Source organism: Roseomonas sp. TAS13, assembly GCF_001950415.1.
Taxonomy (GTDB): Bacteria; Pseudomonadota; Alphaproteobacteria; order Acetobacterales; family Acetobacteraceae; genus Roseomonas; species Roseomonas mucosa.
The window spans coordinates 17433-34299 of record NZ_BDLP01000010.1 but is presented as its reverse complement, the minus strand read 5'-3'; the positions used below and the strand labels follow the sequence as shown (position 1 = coordinate 34299).

Annotated in this window: 14 protein-coding genes and 4 tRNA genes; all 18 read left to right on the top strand. The window is 67.9% G+C overall.

Annotated features, from left to right (window positions below; translation table 11 throughout):
- On the top strand, nt 1–361 hold a 361-nt coding region (locus ROTAS13_RS01990; protein WP_305793710.1), incomplete at its 5' end, for an NAD(P)H-hydrate dehydratase.
- A 182-nt stretch (nt 362–543) separates the two neighbouring features.
- Nucleotides 544–1674, top strand: coding sequence for a class I SAM-dependent methyltransferase (locus tag ROTAS13_RS01985; protein WP_019460021.1), 1131 nt, complete (start codon nt 544–546; stop codon nt 1672–1674).
- A 140-nt stretch (nt 1675–1814) separates the two neighbouring features.
- Nucleotides 1815–1899: transfer RNA gene (locus ROTAS13_RS01980), tRNA-Leu, on the top strand.
- 58 nt (nt 1900–1957) lie between these two features.
- Complete coding sequence (tig, locus tag ROTAS13_RS01975; RefSeq protein ID WP_058389068.1) at nt 1958–3337, top strand: trigger factor; 1380 nt, start codon at nt 1958–1960, stop codon at nt 3335–3337.
- Between the two features lie 347 nt (nt 3338–3684).
- Complete coding sequence (gene clpP, locus ROTAS13_RS01970) at nt 3685–4341, top strand: ATP-dependent Clp endopeptidase proteolytic subunit ClpP (protein WP_019460023.1); 657 nt, start codon at nt 3685–3687, stop codon at nt 4339–4341.
- A gap of 168 nt (nt 4342–4509) precedes the next feature.
- Nucleotides 4510–5766: an ATP-dependent Clp protease ATP-binding subunit ClpX gene (gene clpX, locus ROTAS13_RS01965; RefSeq protein WP_019460024.1), complete on the top strand. Its 1257-nt coding sequence runs from the start codon at nt 4510–4512 to the stop codon at nt 5764–5766.
- A gap of 183 nt (nt 5767–5949) precedes the next feature.
- Complete coding sequence (lon, locus tag ROTAS13_RS01960; RefSeq protein WP_026033004.1) at nt 5950–8358, top strand: endopeptidase La; 2409 nt, start codon at nt 5950–5952, stop codon at nt 8356–8358.
- A gap of 227 nt (nt 8359–8585) precedes the next feature.
- Nucleotides 8586–8861 carry an HU family DNA-binding protein gene (locus ROTAS13_RS01955; RefSeq protein WP_026033005.1) on the top strand — a complete coding sequence of 92 codons (276 nt, stop codon included), beginning with the start codon at nt 8586–8588 and terminating at the stop codon, nt 8859–8861.
- Nucleotides 8862–8959: 98 nt separating this feature from the next.
- Nucleotides 8960–9031: transfer RNA gene (locus tag ROTAS13_RS01950), tRNA-Val, on the top strand.
- Between the two features lie 291 nt (nt 9032–9322).
- Nucleotides 9323–9399, top strand: a tRNA-Asp gene (locus tag ROTAS13_RS01945).
- Between the two features lie 69 nt (nt 9400–9468).
- Nucleotides 9469–9545, top strand: a tRNA-Asp gene (locus ROTAS13_RS01940).
- A 245-nt stretch (nt 9546–9790) separates the two neighbouring features.
- The gene (locus ROTAS13_RS01935) at nt 9791–10159 is read left to right on the top strand and encodes an NADH-quinone oxidoreductase subunit A (protein ID WP_019460027.1); all 369 of its coding nucleotides are present in this window, start codon (nt 9791–9793) and stop codon (nt 10157–10159) included.
- Nucleotides 10160–10275: 116 nt separating this feature from the next.
- Nucleotides 10276–10827 (top strand): NADH-quinone oxidoreductase subunit B family protein, encoded by a 552-nt coding sequence (locus ROTAS13_RS01930; protein WP_026033006.1) that lies wholly within the window; start codon nt 10276–10278, stop codon nt 10825–10827.
- Nucleotides 10820–11527, top strand: a complete 708-nt coding sequence (locus tag ROTAS13_RS01925) for an NADH-quinone oxidoreductase subunit C (protein WP_075821395.1) — start codon at nt 10820–10822, stop codon at nt 11525–11527. Before ROTAS13_RS01930 ends, ROTAS13_RS01925 begins: the two co-directional genes overlap by 8 nt.
- A 68-nt stretch (nt 11528–11595) precedes the next feature.
- Nucleotides 11596–12765 carry an NADH-quinone oxidoreductase subunit D gene (locus ROTAS13_RS01920; RefSeq protein ID WP_026033007.1) on the top strand — a complete coding sequence of 390 codons (1170 nt, stop codon included), beginning with the start codon at nt 11596–11598 and terminating at the stop codon, nt 12763–12765.
- The gene (locus ROTAS13_RS01915) at nt 12762–13454 is read left to right on the top strand and encodes an NAD(P)H-dependent oxidoreductase subunit E (protein WP_019460031.1); all 693 of its coding nucleotides are present in this window, start codon (nt 12762–12764) and stop codon (nt 13452–13454) included. The genes ROTAS13_RS01920 and ROTAS13_RS01915 overlap by 4 nt, the downstream gene beginning before the upstream one ends.
- 4 nt (nt 13455–13458) lie before the next feature.
- Complete coding sequence (nuoF, locus tag ROTAS13_RS01910; protein ID WP_019460032.1) at nt 13459–14781, top strand: NADH-quinone oxidoreductase subunit NuoF; 1323 nt, start codon at nt 13459–13461, stop codon at nt 14779–14781.
- A gap of 4 nt (nt 14782–14785) precedes the next feature.
- The gene (nuoG, locus tag ROTAS13_RS01905) at nt 14786–16867 is read left to right on the top strand and encodes an NADH-quinone oxidoreductase subunit NuoG (protein WP_075821394.1); all 2082 of its coding nucleotides are present in this window, start codon (nt 14786–14788) and stop codon (nt 16865–16867) included.

Sequence of the window (16867 nt, the reverse complement as noted above, 5' to 3'; positions counted from 1 at the left end):
TCGCCTTACGGTGGAGCTGTGCGTAGATGTGATCAAGAGACAGGCGCGCGCGGCGGCGGCGCGGACCGGGGCGGTGGTGGTGCTGAAGGGCAGCGACACGGTGGTCGCCGCGCCGGACGGGCGGGTGGCGATCAACGACAACGCCCCGCCGGGCCTGGCCACCGCCGGGACGGGAGATGTGCTCTCCGGGATCTGCGGTGCCTTCCTGGCGCAGGGGATGCCGCCCTTCGAGGCCGCGGCGGCGGCGGTCTGGGTGCATGGCGCCGCTGCCTCGCCGGGGCGGGGGCTGATCGCCGAGGATGTCGTGGCGGGGATTCCCGCCGCGCTGGTCCGGACGGAGGAAGCGCGCCCCGGCGGGTGACGGTGTCCCGCAATCAACGGATGGGGTGGGGGCCGGTTGGCGCCTCCTGGCCGGGCAGACCCATCGGCCTCTCGGGGAGGATGACTTTCGCGAGCGTCAAGGGGAGGATTTTCCCGCGAAAGTGGTCGTCCGTGCGCCGCACCCGTGTTAGCCATGCCGGGGTCAAGGATGGGAGGCGGATCATGCTTGCCGATCGCCAGCCCCGTGAAGACGGGAAACGCGCGGAAGGGCGCGACGCGGCCCCGGCGGAAGGCGACACCCTGGTGGCGCCGGCCCCACGGCGGGCGCGGGCGGACGTGACGGCCGAGGATGTGCGGGCAGCCTATCGCCTCATCCTGGGGCGGGAGCCGCATCCGGACGAGAGCGCCGCGATGCCGTCCCGCGCGGCAATGACGCCGGACCTTGCCACGCTGCGGCGGGAATTCCTGGGTTCGGACGAGTTCCGGGCGAAGCTCGACGGGCTCGGGCTGGCGGTCACCCCGCCGCCGCCCTTCGCGCCGCTGGACGCGCCCTTGCAGGAGATCGAGGCCGAGGCGCCGCCGGAAGCGCTGGCGCGGCTGCTGGAACGGCTGGCCGCCTGCTGGACGGCGCTGGGCGAGGAGGCGCCGCACTGGTCGGTGCTGCCCCTGCCGCAGCACCGGCCGGAGAATCTGGAGGCGCACCGGGAGGGTTTCTACCAGACCGGGCTCTTCGACCTCGGGCTGATCCTGTCGATCTTTCGCCGTGCCGGCCTCGCCACCGCAGACCTGCCGGTGATGCTGGAATATGGCTGCGGGGTGGGGCGGGTGACGGGCCAGGTGGCGCCCTGGTTCCGCGAGGTCATCGCCTGCGACATCTCCCAGCCGCACCTGGACGTGGCGGCGGCGCGGATGGAGGAGGCGGGGATCGGCAATGTCCGCTTCCACCCGGTCACCGCGGGGAACCTCGTCCCGTCCAAGGCCTATGACCTGTTCTACAGCCGGCTGACCCTGTGGCACGACCCGCCGCCGATGGTCGCGGCGGTGCTGGACGAGGCCTTCGCCTCGCTGCGCAACGGGGGGATGGCGATCTTCTCGGTGCCCGGCTGGGCCGAGGGCTATCGCTTCTCCACCGAGGAATACCTGGCGCGGGAGCCGGTGACGGAGCGGGAGTTCCATGTCTTCCCGCAGCGGGCGGTCTTCGCCCTGGCGAACCGGCATGGCTGCGTGCCGGTGGAGCTGCGCGAGGATACGGGCCTGCTGGACCTGCCGACCGGGCGCTGGACCTCCTTCCTCTATGCCTTCCGCAAGATCGGGCAGAAGCCGCGCCCGCAGCCGCGCATCCGGCGGGGGTGACGCGGCCGGGGGGCCGCCCAGGACGCCATGCGGTGCGGGGAAGGGCGGATTCGAGGCGGAAGCGGCGCGAAAGCCCGGCTGCCGGCTTGGAAATGCCCGCCCTATGGGTTACACGCCGGCGCTTCGACGGCACGGCGCAGGCGGGCGTGGTGGAATTGGTAGACACGCTGGATTTAGGTTCCAGTGGCGCAAGTCGTGGGGGTTCAAGTCCCTCCGCCCGCACCAGCCACCGCCCCGCCGCGGGCAGTGCCGCACTGAGATTTTGGAACTGGGACCGAACGACATGCAGGTGACCGAGGTCGCGACGGAGGGGCTGAAGCGCTCCTTTGACGTGGTGGTGCAGGCGGCCGAGGTGGACGCGGCGCGGAACAAGCGCCTGGCGGCCGTGGCCAGGGATCTCCGGCTGCCGGGCTTCCGCCCGGGCAAGGTGCCGATGTCGGTGGTCAAGAACCGCTACGGCACGGCCATCAACGGGGAGGTGCTGGAGGAGGCGGTGCAGACCGCGACCCGTGACCTGCTCTCCGAGCGCGGGCTGAAGCCGGCGCAGCAGCCCAAGGTGGAGCTGAAGAGCGAGGATATCGGCGAGGGCAAGGACGTCGCCTTCCATATCGAGATGGAGGTCCTGCCGGAGATCCCGATGCCGGAATTCGCCTCGATCGAGGTGGAGCGGCTGAAGGCCGAGCCTTCCGAGGAGGAGGTGACCAAGGCGCTGGAGGGTCTGGCTGCCCGCGCCGCCTCGCTGGAGGACGTGACCGAGGACCGCCCGGCCGAGGCCGGCGACACGGTGATCGTGGACTTCGTGGGCCGTGCCCGCCCGAAGGACAATCCCGAGGGCGAGCTGGAGGAGTTCCAGGGCGGCAGCGGCAGCGACATGCCGGTGGAACTGGGCGGCGAGGGGTTCATCCCGGGCTTCGCGGACGGGCTGGTCGGCATCAAGGTTGGCGAGACCCGGCATGTCGACGTGACCTTCCCCGAGGAATACCACGCCCCTGACCTCGCCGGCCGCCCTGCGGTCTTCGAGATGACGGCCAAGGCGCTGAAGAAGGCGGTGAAGCCGGCGCTGGACGACGAGTTCGCCAGTAAGGTCGGCGTGCCGGGCGGCATCGAGGATCTCCGGAACCAGATGAAGGAGATCATCCAGAGCCAGTACGACCAGGCCTCCCGCCTGAAGGTCAAGCGCCAGCTCCTGGACGCCCTGGCCGAGCGCGCCGACTTCCCGGTGCCGCAGGGCCTGGTGGATGCCGAGTTCGAGGGCATCTGGCAGCGCGTCGAGGCCGACCTGAAGGCCGGGCGCCTGGACGAGGAGGACAAGGGCAAGGACGAGGAGACCCTGCGGGCCGAGTACCGCAAGATCGCCGAGCGCCGCATCCGCCTGGGCCTGCTGGTCAGCGAGATCGGCCGCACCAACGGCGTGCAGGTCGGGCAGGAGGAGATCCTGCGGGCCATGCGCGCCGAGGCCGGCCGCTATCCCGGTCAGGAGAAGCAGGTGATGGAGTACTTCCAGCGCAACCCGCAGGCCCTGGACAGCATCCGCGCTCCGCTCTTCGAGGAGAAGGTGGTGGACTTCATGCTGGAACTGGCCAAGGTCAACGAGCGTAGCGTGACGCCCGAGGAACTGCAGGCCCCAGAGGACGGGAAGGCCAAGGACACCGCCGCGGCCTGATCCGGCATCATTGACCTTGTGGCGCGGCCGCCGGCCACGCCACGCCTGCCGCCGGGTCCGTCCCGGCGGCTTCCCACCCGCCAGGACGGCGCCGGGGCGACGACGCGCCCCGGTCATCGATCTGTCTCCCGCCCCCTTCCATCGGTGGGCGGGGCGGGCCATCTTGGTTTCGCCGAGGCGCGCGACGTGCCGGGGCGGGCCGGTTCGCCGCATGTTTCGTCAATCCTTGCCGGGTCCATTCCCGGGGGAGGGCCGGAACTGGGGACCGGACGGGCCAGGGAGGTAGTTGCCTCCGCGCCCTTCCGCCACCAGCATCGGTTCTGGGCCCGGTGGCGAAAGGAAGTGACATGCGTGACCGCGATCCGGTTGAAATCTATAACAATACGCTCGTTCCCATGGTCATCGAGCAGACCGCTCGCGGGGAGCGTTCCTTTGACATCTATTCGCGCCTGCTGAAGGAGCGGATCATCTTCATGACGGGGCAGGTCTATGACGGCATGGCCTCACTGATCTGCGCCCAGCTCCTGTTCCTGGAGAGCGAGAACCCGAACAAGGAGATCTCGTTCTACATCAACTCCCCGGGCGGCGTGGTGTCGGCGGGCCTCGCGATCTACGACACGATGCAGTATGTCCGCGCCCCGGTGAGCACGGTCTGCATGGGCATGGCCGCCTCCATGGGCTCCCTGCTGCTGACCGCCGGCGAGAAGGGCAAGCGCTTCTCCCTGCCGAACGGGCGGATCATGGTGCACCAGCCCTCTGGTGGCGCCCAGGGCCAGGCGACCGACATCGAGATCCAGGCACGCGAGATCCTGAGCCTGCGCAAGCGGCTCAATGAGATCTATGTGAAGCATACGGGCCAGCCGGTCGAGGCGATCGAGGCGAAGCTGGAGCGCGACACCTACATGTCGGCCGAGGAGGCCCGGGATTTCGGGCTGATCGACCAGGTGGTGGAGCAGCGCCCCGTCAGCGCGACGCCCGACGGTGCCGCGCCCAAGCCCGTCTGAGCCGCGCAAGAGATGCCCGGCGGGCAACCCGGAGATGTGTTCTTTGGGGGCTCGCCGGCGCCCGAGGCTTCCCCCATTTGTCATACGGTGTCTAGACTACCCTTTGCCCTTCGGGCGAACCCCCGGTGCCTCGCGCCCCGGGGACCGTAACCGGGGTCAGGAGCGAGCATGAGCAAGTCCGGCGACTCGAAGAATACACTGTACTGCTCCTTCTGCGGCAAGTCGCAGCATGAGGTGCGCAAGCTCATCGCCGGTCCGACCGTGTTCATCTGCGATGAATGCGTCGAGCTGTGCATGGATATCATTCGCGAGGAGCATAAGACGCACCTCGTGAAGTCTCGCGACGGGGTGCCGACCCCGAAGGAGATCTGCAAGGTTCTCGACGATTACGTGATCGGCCAGGAGCACGCCAAGAAGGTGCTCTCGGTGGCGGTCCATAATCATTACAAGCGGCTGGCCGCGGGCGGGAAGTCCGGCGACGTCGAGATCGCCAAGAGCAACATCATGCTGATCGGGCCGACCGGCTCGGGCAAGACGCTGCTCGCCCAGACGCTGGCCCGCATCCTCGACGTGCCCTTCACCATGGCCGATGCCACGACCCTGACCGAGGCGGGCTATGTCGGCGAGGATGTCGAGAACATCATCCTGAAGCTGCTGCAGTCGGCCGACTACAATGTCGAGCGGGCGCAGCGCGGCATCGTCTATATCGACGAGGTCGACAAGATCAGCCGCAAGTCGGACAACCCTTCGATCACGCGCGACGTGAGCGGTGAGGGCGTCCAGCAGGCGCTGCTGAAGATCATGGAGGGCACGGTCGCCTCCGTCCCGCCCCAGGGCGGCCGGAAGCACCCGCAGCAGGAATTCCTGCAGGTCGATACTTCCAACATCCTCTTCATCGTGGGCGGCGCCTTCGCCGGCCTCGACCGGATCATCGCCGCCAAGGGCAAGGGGTCGGGCATAGGCTTCGGCGCCGAGGTCCGGGGCCCGGACGAGCGCCGCCAGGGCGCCATCCTGCGCGAGGTGGAACCCGAGGATCTGCTGAAGTTCGGCCTGATCCCCGAGTTCATCGGCCGCCTGCCGGTGGTCGCGACGCTGGAGGATCTGGACGAGAAGGCCCTCATCGAGATCCTGACCAAGCCCAAGAATGCCCTGCTGAAGCAGTACCAGCGCCTGTTCGAGATGGAGGCCACCAAGCTGACCTTCACCGAGGACGCGCTGCGTTCGGTGGCGACGAGGGCGATCCAGCGCAAGACGGGTGCCCGCGGGCTGCGTTCGATCATGGAGAGCATCCTGCTCGGCACCATGTTCGAGCTGCCCGGCCTGGATCAGGTCGAGGAGGTCGTGGTGAACAAGGAGGTGGCCGAGGGACGGGCCACGCCATTGTTCATCTATGGCGAGCGTCCGGCGGAACAGACCTCCGCCTGACGCCGATGGGAGCCGCGCCCGCCCGAGCTGCCGAGAGGGTTCTGACCTACACGGTTGTATGCAAGGCGCGGCGCACCATCTGTCATCCCATCCCCGTGGCGCCGGGGCCGTGCCGTTCGATGGAAGTCCGAGGTCGGGTCTTCCTGTGGGCGGCCCCGGGCCGACTGTCCATAGTGAGGTCCCATGACGGAAACTGTTAGCGGCGAATTGCTTCCCGTCCTGCCGCTTCGGGACATCGTCGTCTTCCCGCATATGATCGTGCCGCTCTTCGTGGGGCGCGAGAAATCCGTGCGTGCCCTGGAAGCGGTGATGCGGGAGGACAAGCAGATCCTCCTCCTGGCGCAGCGCAACGCGTCCCAGGACGACCCCCAGGCTTCCGATCTCTATGAGATCGGCACCGTTTCCACGATCCTTCAGCTGCTGAAGCTGCCGGACGGCACCGTGAAGGTGCTGGTCGAGGGTGGCCGGCGTGCCCAGGTGGTCGGCTGGAAGGAGACGGATTCCTATTTCGAGGCCTTTTCGGCCCCGGTGGAGGAGGCCAAGCCGGCCGAGCCGCGCGAGGTCGAGGCGCTGGCCCGCTCCGTGGTCACGCAGTTCGAGCAGTACATCAAGCTCAACAAGAAGATCGCGCCCGAGGTGCTGGTCTCGATCAACCAGATCGAGGACACGGCCAAGCTCGCCGATACGGTGGCGAGCCACCTGAACCTCAAGATCTCCGAGAAGCAGGAACTGCTGGAGACGGTGGGCGTGGGCGCCCGGCTGGAGCGGGTCTTCGCCCATATGGAGAGCGAGATCGGCGTCCTTCAGGTGGAGAAGCGCATCCGGAACCGCGTCAAGCGGCAGATGGAGAAGACGCAGCGCGAGTACTACCTGAACGAGCAGCTCAAGGCGATCCAGAAGGAGCTGGGCGAGGGCGAGGAAGGCAAGGACGAGACCGCCGAGCTGGAGGCCAAGATCAAGGCCACCAAGTTCACCCCCGAGGCGCGCGAGAAGGCGATGGGTGAACTGAAGAAGCTCAAGACCATGTCGCCGATGAGCGCCGAGGCGACGGTGGTGCGCAACTACCTCGACTGGATGCTCTCGATCCCCTGGAAGAAGAAGAGCAAGGTCCGCAACGACCTGAAGGCCGCGGAGGAGGTGCTGGACGCCGACCACTACGGTCTGGAGAAGGTCAAGGAGCGGATCCTCGAATACCTAGCGGTGCAGTCGCGCTCGCAGAAGATCAAGGGGCCGATCCTGTGCCTCGTCGGTCCTCCGGGCGTGGGCAAGACCTCGCTGGGCAAGAGCATCGCCAAGGCGACGAACCGCAACTTCGTCCGGATGTCGCTGGGCGGCGTGCGGGACGAGGCGGAGGTGCGCGGCCACCGGCGGACCTATATCGGCTCCATGCCGGGCAAGGTCATCCAGGGCATGAAGAAAGCCAAGACCTCCAACCCGCTCTTCCTGCTGGACGAGATCGACAAGCTCGGCGCCGACTGGCGCGGCGATCCGTCCTCGGCCCTGCTGGAGGTGCTGGACCCGGAGCAGAACAGCAGCTTCGCGGACCACTACCTGGAGGTGGACTACGACCTGTCGGACGTGATGTTCATCACGACCGCCAACTCGCTGCGCATGCCCCAGCCGCTGCTTGACCGCATGGAGATCATCCGCATCCCCGGCTACACGGAGGATGAGAAGATCCAGATTGCCAAGCGCCACCTGATCGCCAAGGTCACCGAGGCGAACGGGCTGAAGGCGGGCGAGTGGACGATCACCGACGAGGCCCTGCTGGACCTGGCGCGGTACTATACCCGGGAGGCTGGCGTGCGGTCCTACGAGCGCGAGCTCGGTGGCGTGGCGCGCAAGGCGGTGCGGGAGATCGTGTCCGGCAAGGCCAAGAAGGTCGCGGTCACCCGCAAGAACCTCGAGAAGTACGCGGGCATCAAGAAGTACCGCTACGGCGAGGCGGAGCTGGAGGACCAGGTGGGTGCCGTCACCGGCCTCGCCTGGACCGAGGTGGGCGGGGAGATCCTGACCATCGAGGCGGTGCTGCTGCCGGGCAAGGGCGCGGTGAAGCACACGGGCAAGCTGGGCGACGTGATGCAGGAGAGCGTCTCCGCGGCGCTGTCCTATGTCCGCAGCCGCTCCATCGCCTTCGGCATCAAGCCGAACTTCCTGGAGAAGCGGGACATCCACGTCCACGTACCGGAAGGGGCAACGCCGAAGGACGGGCCGAGCGCCGGCATCGCCATGGCCACCGCCATGGTGTCGATCATGACGGGCATCCCCGTCCGCAAGGACGTGGCGATGACCGGCGAGATCACGCTGCGCGGCCGGGTGCTGCCGATCGGCGGGCTGAAGGAGAAGCTCCTCGCGGCGATGCGGGCCGGTGTCACCACCGTCTTCATCCCGCAGGAGAACGAGAAGGACCTCGCCGAGATCCCCGATTCGGTGAAGAAGTTCCTGAAGATCATCCCCGTCTCCCATGTGGACGAGGTGATCGCCCAGGCTCTGGTCCGGAAGCCCGAGGCCATCGAGTGGGACGAGGCAGCCGAGGCACCGCCGGCCAAGCCGGCTGCCGCCACGCCGGCCGCGCCCAGCCTGCCGCACTGATCCATGCGAGGCCGCGTGAGCCTCGCGGCTTTTGCACTCCAGGGTTGCGGGATGGCCATCGTGGCCGTCCTGCCGCTTCTCCCGGGGAAGTGCGCGAACCGCGGCTCCTGCGCGGTTTCGGGCCGTTGACGGCCCGAAACCGCGCTGCCTAGTGTCCCGGCCAGGAGGGGGAAGTTCCGCTCGGGGCTTCCCCCGTTTTGTTGGTGATCACCGGAGGGATATCGCAGGTGAACAAGCAGGATCTCGTGGCCGTGGTGGCCGAGACGGGCGAACTGACCCGGGCCAAGGCCACCGAGGTGGTGGACGCGATGTTCAAGGCGATCGAAGCGTCCCTCAAGGAGAACCAGGAGGTTCGACTGGTCGGGTTCGGGACCTTCTCCATCTCCACCCGCAAGGCTGGCACCGGGCGGAATCCGCGCACCGGCGAGGAGATCAAGATCGAGGCCTCCACCTCCGTGCGCTTCAAGCCCGGCAAGGGGCTCAAGGATGCCCTGAACTCCTGATTGCGAAAACTGGCGGGAGCGGTGACATGGGTCCTGCTTCCGCCCTATCTTCCGCCGGCCCGACCCATGCTGCCATGGGCACTGTGGCCGGGTTTCGTGGGCGCTTAGCTCAGCGGTAGAGCGCCTCGTTTACACCGAGGATGCCGGGGGTTCGAATCCCTCAGCGCCCATTCCGCCGCCCGTCCGCGGGCCATCATAGCCTTCCCCGTCTTGTCCGGGCTTTTTCCCTGGGCCGCCCCGCACCGGCCGCTCGCCAGGAACGGCGGGCCACGATTCGAGCCCGTCCGGCGGAAAGTCCGGGGCAGGGTTAGCGGCTGCCGGAAGGGGTGGGAGAGGGTGGCGAGGATGCTTCGGTGGCCTGCTTGACACCTTCCTCGTCACCCCATAAACCCCGCCCCACGAGCCGCACCGGAGGGTGCGGCGCTCTTCCCGCCCCAGGGCGGCAGGGGCATGCATCGTGTGCGGGTGTAGCTCAGTTGGTTAGAGCGCCGGCCTGTCACGCCGGAGGTCGCGGGTTCGAGCCCCGTCACTCGCGCCACCCGATGCATCGTCGTTCCTGGGCTTGGCAAGTCCGGCGGATTGCCGTCGGCCTTTGCCCATGCATTGCGCGGGTGTAGCTCAGTTGGTTAGAGCGCCGGCCTGTCACGCCGGAGGTCGCGGGTTCGAGCCCCGTCACTCGCGCCATTCGCCACATTCCTCCGTCTTCGATATGCGGTTCCGGCGCTCTTTTTCTGGCAAGAACGCCTCATGTATCCGGACTGAATTCGTCCGGATTTATTATCGACCAGCCGTGTCGTCCTGACCCCTTGTCTTTGGGTCACATGGCGGTATTGCTGCCCGCGCGCTATGGCAGTGGGCTGCGGGTCGCAGTATGTTCGCGCTGCATCGCACACGCCCTCGTGGCGCTGTTTGCATTGGATAACGAAACGATGACGCAGCCGCTCCTCGCCGAGTACTTCCCGATCCTCGTCTTCCTGGCCATTGCGGTGGTGATCTCCATCGCCATGGTGGGCGGCTCGTTCCTGGCCGGGCATCAGAAGCCGGATCCGGAGAAGCTCTCGACCTACGAGTGCGGCTTCGAGCCCTTCGAGGACACGCGGCACCGTTTCGACGTGCGTTTCTACCTCGTGGCCATCCTCTTCATCATTTTCGACCTCGAAGTGGCCTTCCTGTTCCCCTGGGCGATCTCGCTGGGCACCCTCGGCTGGGTGGGCTTCCTCTCCATGATGGGCTTCCTGACCGTGCTGACGGTGGGCTTCGTCTACGAGTGGCGGAAGGGCGCGCTGGACTGGGAGTGAGGGCGGCCGGCGAGGCGGGGCAGGAGCCGCCTTGCCGGTGCGGGGCCCCGCGGTGGGGCCCCTGGAAGGAATGTGTTGCGTGACCGTGCTGAGTGACCGGCGGGTGGGAGAGTTGAATGTCTGATCAAGCCGTTGCCTGGAACAAGGACGCGCTTCCGCCCGGCCCGGGACAGGATGCGGTGATCCATGGCGTGACCGGGGAGATCCAGGAGAAGGGCTTCGTGATCGCCAACCTGGACAAGGTGGTGAACTGGGCCCGCACCGGCAGCCTCTGGCCGATGACCTTCGGCCTCGCCTGCTGCGCCGTGCCGATGATCCATGCCTACATGGCGCGCTACGACCTCGACCGCTTCGGCACCATCCCGCGCGGCTCGCCGCGCCAGTCCGACGTGATGATCGTGGCCGGCACGCTGACCAACAAGATGGCCCCGGCCCTGCGCAAGGTCTACGACCAGATGTCGGAACCGCGCTGGGTGATCTCCATGGGGTCCTGCGCCAATGGTGGCGGGTACTACCATTATTCCTACAGCGTGGTACGCGGCTGCGACCGCATCGTGCCGGTCGATATCTACGTGCCCGGCTGCCCGCCGACGGCCGAGGCGCTGGTCTATGGCGTGTTGCAGCTCCAGAAGAAGATCCGGCGGACGGGGACCATCCTTCGTGGCTGATACCGACTCCACTCCCACCACGCCGCTGTCGCCGCTGGCGGCGCTCGGCCAGGCGATCACCGCGGCGGCGCCCCAGGGTGCCGTGCTTGACGCGCGGGTGACGCGACGGGCCGAGACCGCACCGGGCGAGCTGGTGGTGCGGCTGCGCCGCGAGGCGGTGCTGCCGGTGATGCTGATGCTGCGCGACGATCCGCGCTTCTCCTTCGAGCAGTGCATGGACATCTGCGGCGTGGACTGGCCCGACCGGGCCGAGCGCTTCGAGGTGGTCTGGAACCTGCTGAGCCTGCGGCACAACCAGCGCGTCCGCGTGATCACCGGCACGGACGAAAACACGCCGGTGGCGAGCGTGTCGGTGATCTGGCCGACGGCGACCTGGTTCGAGCGGGAGGCCTGGGACATGTACGGCATCCTCTTTGCCGGACAGACGGACCTGCGTCGCCTACTCACGGATTACGGTTTCGAAGGGCACCCGCTGCGCAAGGACTTCCCACTGACCGGCCATGTCGAGGTCCGTTACGACTCCGAGCGGCGCGAGGTGGTCTACGAGCCGGTGAAGCTGACCCAGGAATTCCGCCGGTTCGACTTCCTTTCTCCCTGGGAGGGCATGACCACGCTGCCCGGTGACGAGAAGGTGCATCTGAACCGCCTGCCGCCGCCCGAGGAAGGGCCGTCTGGCGAGCAGAAGGAGGCGCAGAAGTGAGTCACCTCCTCACCGGAGATGTCGGCCCCGTCGAGGGCGATGCCGACCAGGGCAATGGCCGCACCACCATCGAGGTGGACAGCCACACCATCAATTTCGGCCCGCAGCATCCCGCCGCTCACGGCGTGCTGCGCCTCATCCTGGAGATGAAGGGCGAGCAGGTCGAGCGGGCCGACCCGCATATCGGCCTGCTGCACCGCGGCACCGAGAAGCTGATCGAGTACAAGACCTACGTCCAGGCGAACCCGTACTTCGACCGGCTCGATTATGTGAGCCCGATGTGCATGGAGCACGCCTTCGCGCTGGCGACGGAGCGGCTGCTGGGCATCGAGGCACCGGAGCGGGCGCAGTACATCCGCGTGCTGTTCAGCGAGGTCACGCGGCTGCTGAACCACCTGCTGAACGTCACCACCTTCGCGCTGGACCTCGGCGCCACGACACCGCCGCTCTGGGGCTTCGAGCAGCGCGACCGCGGGCTGGAGTTCTACGAGGCGGTGAGCGGCAGCCACTACCACGCGAACTACTTCCGCGCGGGCGGCGTGGCGAAGGACCTGCCGGCCGGGCTGGAGGAGCGGATCGCCGCCTGGGCCGACGGGCTGCCGAAGTTCATCGATGAGCTGGACACGCTGGTGACGGGCAACCGCATCATCAAGCAGCGCACCGTCGATATCGGCATCGTCTCGCCGGAGGATGCGATGGCCTGGGGCTTTACCGGACCCTGCCTGCGCGCCTCGGGCTGCGCCTGGGACCTGCGCAAGCAGCAGCCCTACGACGTCTATGACCGGATGGACTTCGACATCCCGGTCGGGCGCAACGGCGACTGCTACGACCGCTACCTCGTCCGCATCGCCGAGATGCGGGAGAGCGTGAAGATCATCAAGCAGTGCCTGGCGCAGATGAAGCCGGGGCCGATCAAGGTGCAGGACAACAAGATCGCGCCGCCGAAGCGGTCGGAGATGAAGCGCTCGATGGAGGCGCTGATCCACCACTTCAAGCTCTACACCGAGGGCTATCACGTGCCGGAGGGCGCGACCTACACCGCCGTCGAGGCGCCGAAGGGCGAGTTCGCGGTCTATCTGGTCGCCGACGGCACCAACAAGCCGTACCGCTGCAAGATCCGCTCGCCGGGCTATGCCCACCTGCAGGCGACGGAGCTCATGTCCAAGGGACACATGCTGGCCGACGCCGTGGCGATCATCGGCAGCATCGATGTCGTGTTCGGAGAGATCGACCGGTGAGCGACCACGCGCACGAGGGTCCGACCCATGCTGACGGCAAGGCCGAGGCGCATCACGAGCCTGCCTCCTTCGCCTTCGATGCGGAGAGCGAGGCGCAGATCGAGAAGATCCTGAAGCGCTATCCAGCGGGGAAGGAAGCCAGCGCCATCATCCCGCTGCTTTATGTCGTGCAGCGGCAGATGGGGCGGCAGACCGGCAGTGCCTGGGTGCCGCGCGTGGCGATGGACCAGACAGCCCGGCGGCTCGGCATGGCCCCGATCCGCGTCTATGAGGTCGCCAACTTCTATACCATGTTCAACACCAAGCCGATCGGGCGCTACCACCTGCAGGTCTGCGGCACGACGCCCTGCTGGCTGCGCGGTTCCGATGATGTGCTGCGCGCCTGCAAGGATGCGGGGCACCTGAAGGGCTATGGCGACACCAGCACCGACGGGCTCTTCACCCTGACCGAGGTGGAATGCCTGGGCGGCTGCGTCAACGCGCCGGTGCTGCAGGTGGACGACGACTACTACGAGGACCTGGACTACGAGAGCACCGTGAAGCTCATCGAGTCCCTGAAGCGCGGCGAGCGGCCGCCGGCGGGCAGCGTCATCGGGCGCGTGTGCAGCGCGCCGGTGGGCGGGGCGGAGACCCTGCTCGACATCCCGATGGTGGATGCCGATGGCCGTGACTTTCCGGTGAAGGAGTGAGACCATGGCGCTGAGCGACAAGGACCGCATCTTCACCAACCTCTATGGGCTGCATTCCTGGCAGCTCAAGGAAGCGCAGCGCCGCGGCAACTGGGACGGCACGGCGGGCATCATCGCCAAGGGGCGGGACTGGATCATCGAGGAGATGAAGCAGTCCGGCCTGCGCGGCCGTGGCGGCGCGGGCTTCCCGACCGGCATGAAGTGGAGCTTCATGCCCAAGTCCTCGCCGGATGGGCGTCCCTCCTATCTCATGGTGAACTGCGACGAGTCCGAGCCGGGCACCTGCAAGGACCGCGACATCGTCCGAAACGACCCGCAGACGCTGATCGAGGGCAGCCTGCTCGCGGGCTTCGCGATGGGTGCGCATGCGGCCTATATCTACATCCGCGGCGAGTACTACAACGAGGCCGTCATCCTGCAGGCGGCGATCGACGAGGCCTACGAGGCCGGGCTGCTCGGGCCGAACGCGGCCGGGTCGGGCTGGGACTTCGACCTCTACCTCCATCGCGGCGCCGGTGCGTATATCTGCGGCGAAGAGACGGCGCTCATCGAATCCCTCGAGGGCAAGAAGGGGATGCCGCGGCTGAAGCCGCCCTTCCCGGCGGCGGTCGGCCTCTACGGCTGCCCCACCACGGTGAACAACGTCGAGACCATCGCGGTGGTTCCGACCATCCTGCGCCGTGGCGCCACTTGGTTTGCCGGCTTCGGCCGGCCGAAGAACTCGGGCACCAAGGTCTTCTGCATCCAGGGACACGTGAACAAGCCCTGCAACGTGGAAGCCGAGATGAGCATCCCGCTGCGGGAGCTGATCGAACGCTATGCCGGCGGCGTGCGCGGCGGCTGGGACAACCTGCTCTGCGTGATCCCGGGCGGTTCCTCCACGCCGCTGCTGCCCAAGCATATCTGCGATGATGTGCTGATGGATTTCGACGCGCTGCGCGAGCACAAGTCGGGCCTCGGCACGGCGGGCGTGATCGTGATGGACAAGTCCACCGACATCATCAAGGCGATCGCCCGCCTGTCGCAGTTCTACAAGCATGAGAGCTGCGGCCAGTGCACCCCCTGCCGAGAGGGCATGGGCTGGGTGAACCGGGTGATGTGGCGGATGGTCCAGGGCCGCGCGGAGATCGACGAGATCGACGTGCTGGAGCAGGTAACGAAGCAGATCGAGGGGCACACGATCTGTGCGTTCGCCGATGGCGGCGTCTGGCCGGTGCAAGGCCTGATCCGGCACTATCGCCCACTGATGGAAGCGCGCATCGCCGAGTACAAGCAGCGCCATGCGGCGCCTTCCATGCCCCCCTCCATTCCCCTGGCGGCGGAGTGATCCGATGAGCGAGATCAAGACCGTCAAGGTCACGGTGGACGGCCAGCAGGTGGAGGTGCCGGCGGGCGCCACCGCACTGCAGGCCTGTGAGGCCGCTGGCAAGGAGATCCCGCGCTTCTGCTACCACGAGCGCCTCTCCATCGCCGGCAATTGCCGCATGTGCCTGGTGGAGGTGGAGAAGTCGCCGAAGCCGCAGGCCTCCTGCGCCTTCCCGGTGATGGACGGGATGGTGATCAAGACCGACAGCCCGGTGGTGCGCCAGGCCCGCCGGAGCGTCATGGAATTCCTGCTGATCAACCATCCGCTGGACTGCCCGATCTGCGACCAGGGCGGCGAGTGCGACCTGCAGGACCAGGCCGTGGCCTATGGCATGGACCACAGCCGCTACCGCGAGGCGAAGCGAGCGGTGAAGGACAAGTATGTCGGGCCGCTGATCAAGACGATCATGAACCGCTGCATCCTGTGTAGCCGTTGCGTCCGCTTCTCGGCGGAAGTGGCGGGGGTGCAGGAGATGGGTGCCACCGGCCGCGGCGAGAGCATGCAGATCGGCACATATGTCGAGAAGGCGCTGACCACCGAGCTGGCCGGCAACCTGATCGACATCTGCCCGGTCGGTGCGCTGACCAGCCGGCCCTATGCCTTCACGGCGCGGCCCTGGGAGCTGACCAAGACCGACAGCGTGGACGTGATGGACGCGCTGGGCGCCGCCATCCGCGTCGATGCGCGCGGGCCTGACATCCTGCGCATCCTGCCGCGCATCAACGACGACGTGAACGAGGAATGGCTGGGCGACCGGTCGCGCTTCTCGCACGACGCGCTGAAGCGGAAGCGGCTGGACCGTCCGTGGGTGAAGCGCGACGGGCGGCTGCAGCCGGCGAGCTGGCACGAGGCCTTCGAGGTCATCGCCGACCGGCTGAAGGGCGTCCCGGGCGACCGGGTTGGCGCCGTGGCGGGCAACATGGCGGATGCCGAGAGCCTGCTGGCGCTGCGTGACCTGATGGAGCGGCTGGGCTCGCGGAATCTCGATTGCCGCCAGGACGGCGCGGCAATCGACGCCTCGCGCCGGGCCTTCTACCTGTTCAACTCGACCATCGCCGGGATCGACGAGGCCGATGCCATCCTGATCGTGGGCAGCAACCCGCGGCTGGAGGCGCCGGTGCTCAACGCCCGCATCCTGAAGCGCTGGAACCAGACGGCCCTGCCGGTGGCCTATGTCGGGCCGGAGGTGCTGGACCTGACCTATCCGGCCGAGCATCTGGGCGACGGGCCGAACCTTCTCTCCGGCATCGAGGTGGGCGAGGGGGCCTTCGCCCAGGCGCTGCGCGGGGCGAAGAAGCCGATGGTCATCCTGGGCCGGGGCGCGCTGGCGCGGCCGGATGGCGCGGCGGTGCTGGCCGCGGCCTGGGCGCTGGCGGGCCGCGTCGGCGCGCTGCGCGAGGACTGGAACGGCTTCAACCTGCTGCACCAGTTCGGCGGCCAGGTGGGCGCTCTCGACCTCGGCTTCCTGCCGGGCGAGGGCGGCAAGGACCTGGGCGCCATGCTCGGCGGCGGGGTGGACGTCCTCTGGCTGCTGGGCGCCGACAGCTTCGACCCGGCGCTGATCGGCGACGGTACCTTCGTGGTCTATCAGGGCCATCACGGCGACCGGGCGGCGGCACGGGCCGACGTGATCCTGCCGGGCGTGACCTATCTGGAAAAGAACGGCACCTACGTGAACACGGAGGGCCGGGTGCAGCGCGCCCGCCGCGCGGTCTTCGCCCCGGGCGAGGCGCGCGAGGACTGGCGCATCATCCGCGCGGCCAGCGAGATCATCGGCAGGCCGCTGCCCTATGACGACGAGGACGCGATCCGCGCCGCCCTGGTGCGGGCGAACCCGGTCTTCGGGCGGCTGGACGCGGTGGACGCACCGTCCTGCCGCGAGGGCAGCGGGCCGCGGGCCGGCGGGCAGCCGCTGGGCGGGGCGGGCTTCACGCTGCCGATCACGGACTACTACCGCGTCGATCCGATCAGCCGGGCGAGCGAGGTGATGGCCGAGTGCAGCCGGGTCCGGGCCTCCGCGGCCGAACCTCGCCTGGCGGCGGAGTGA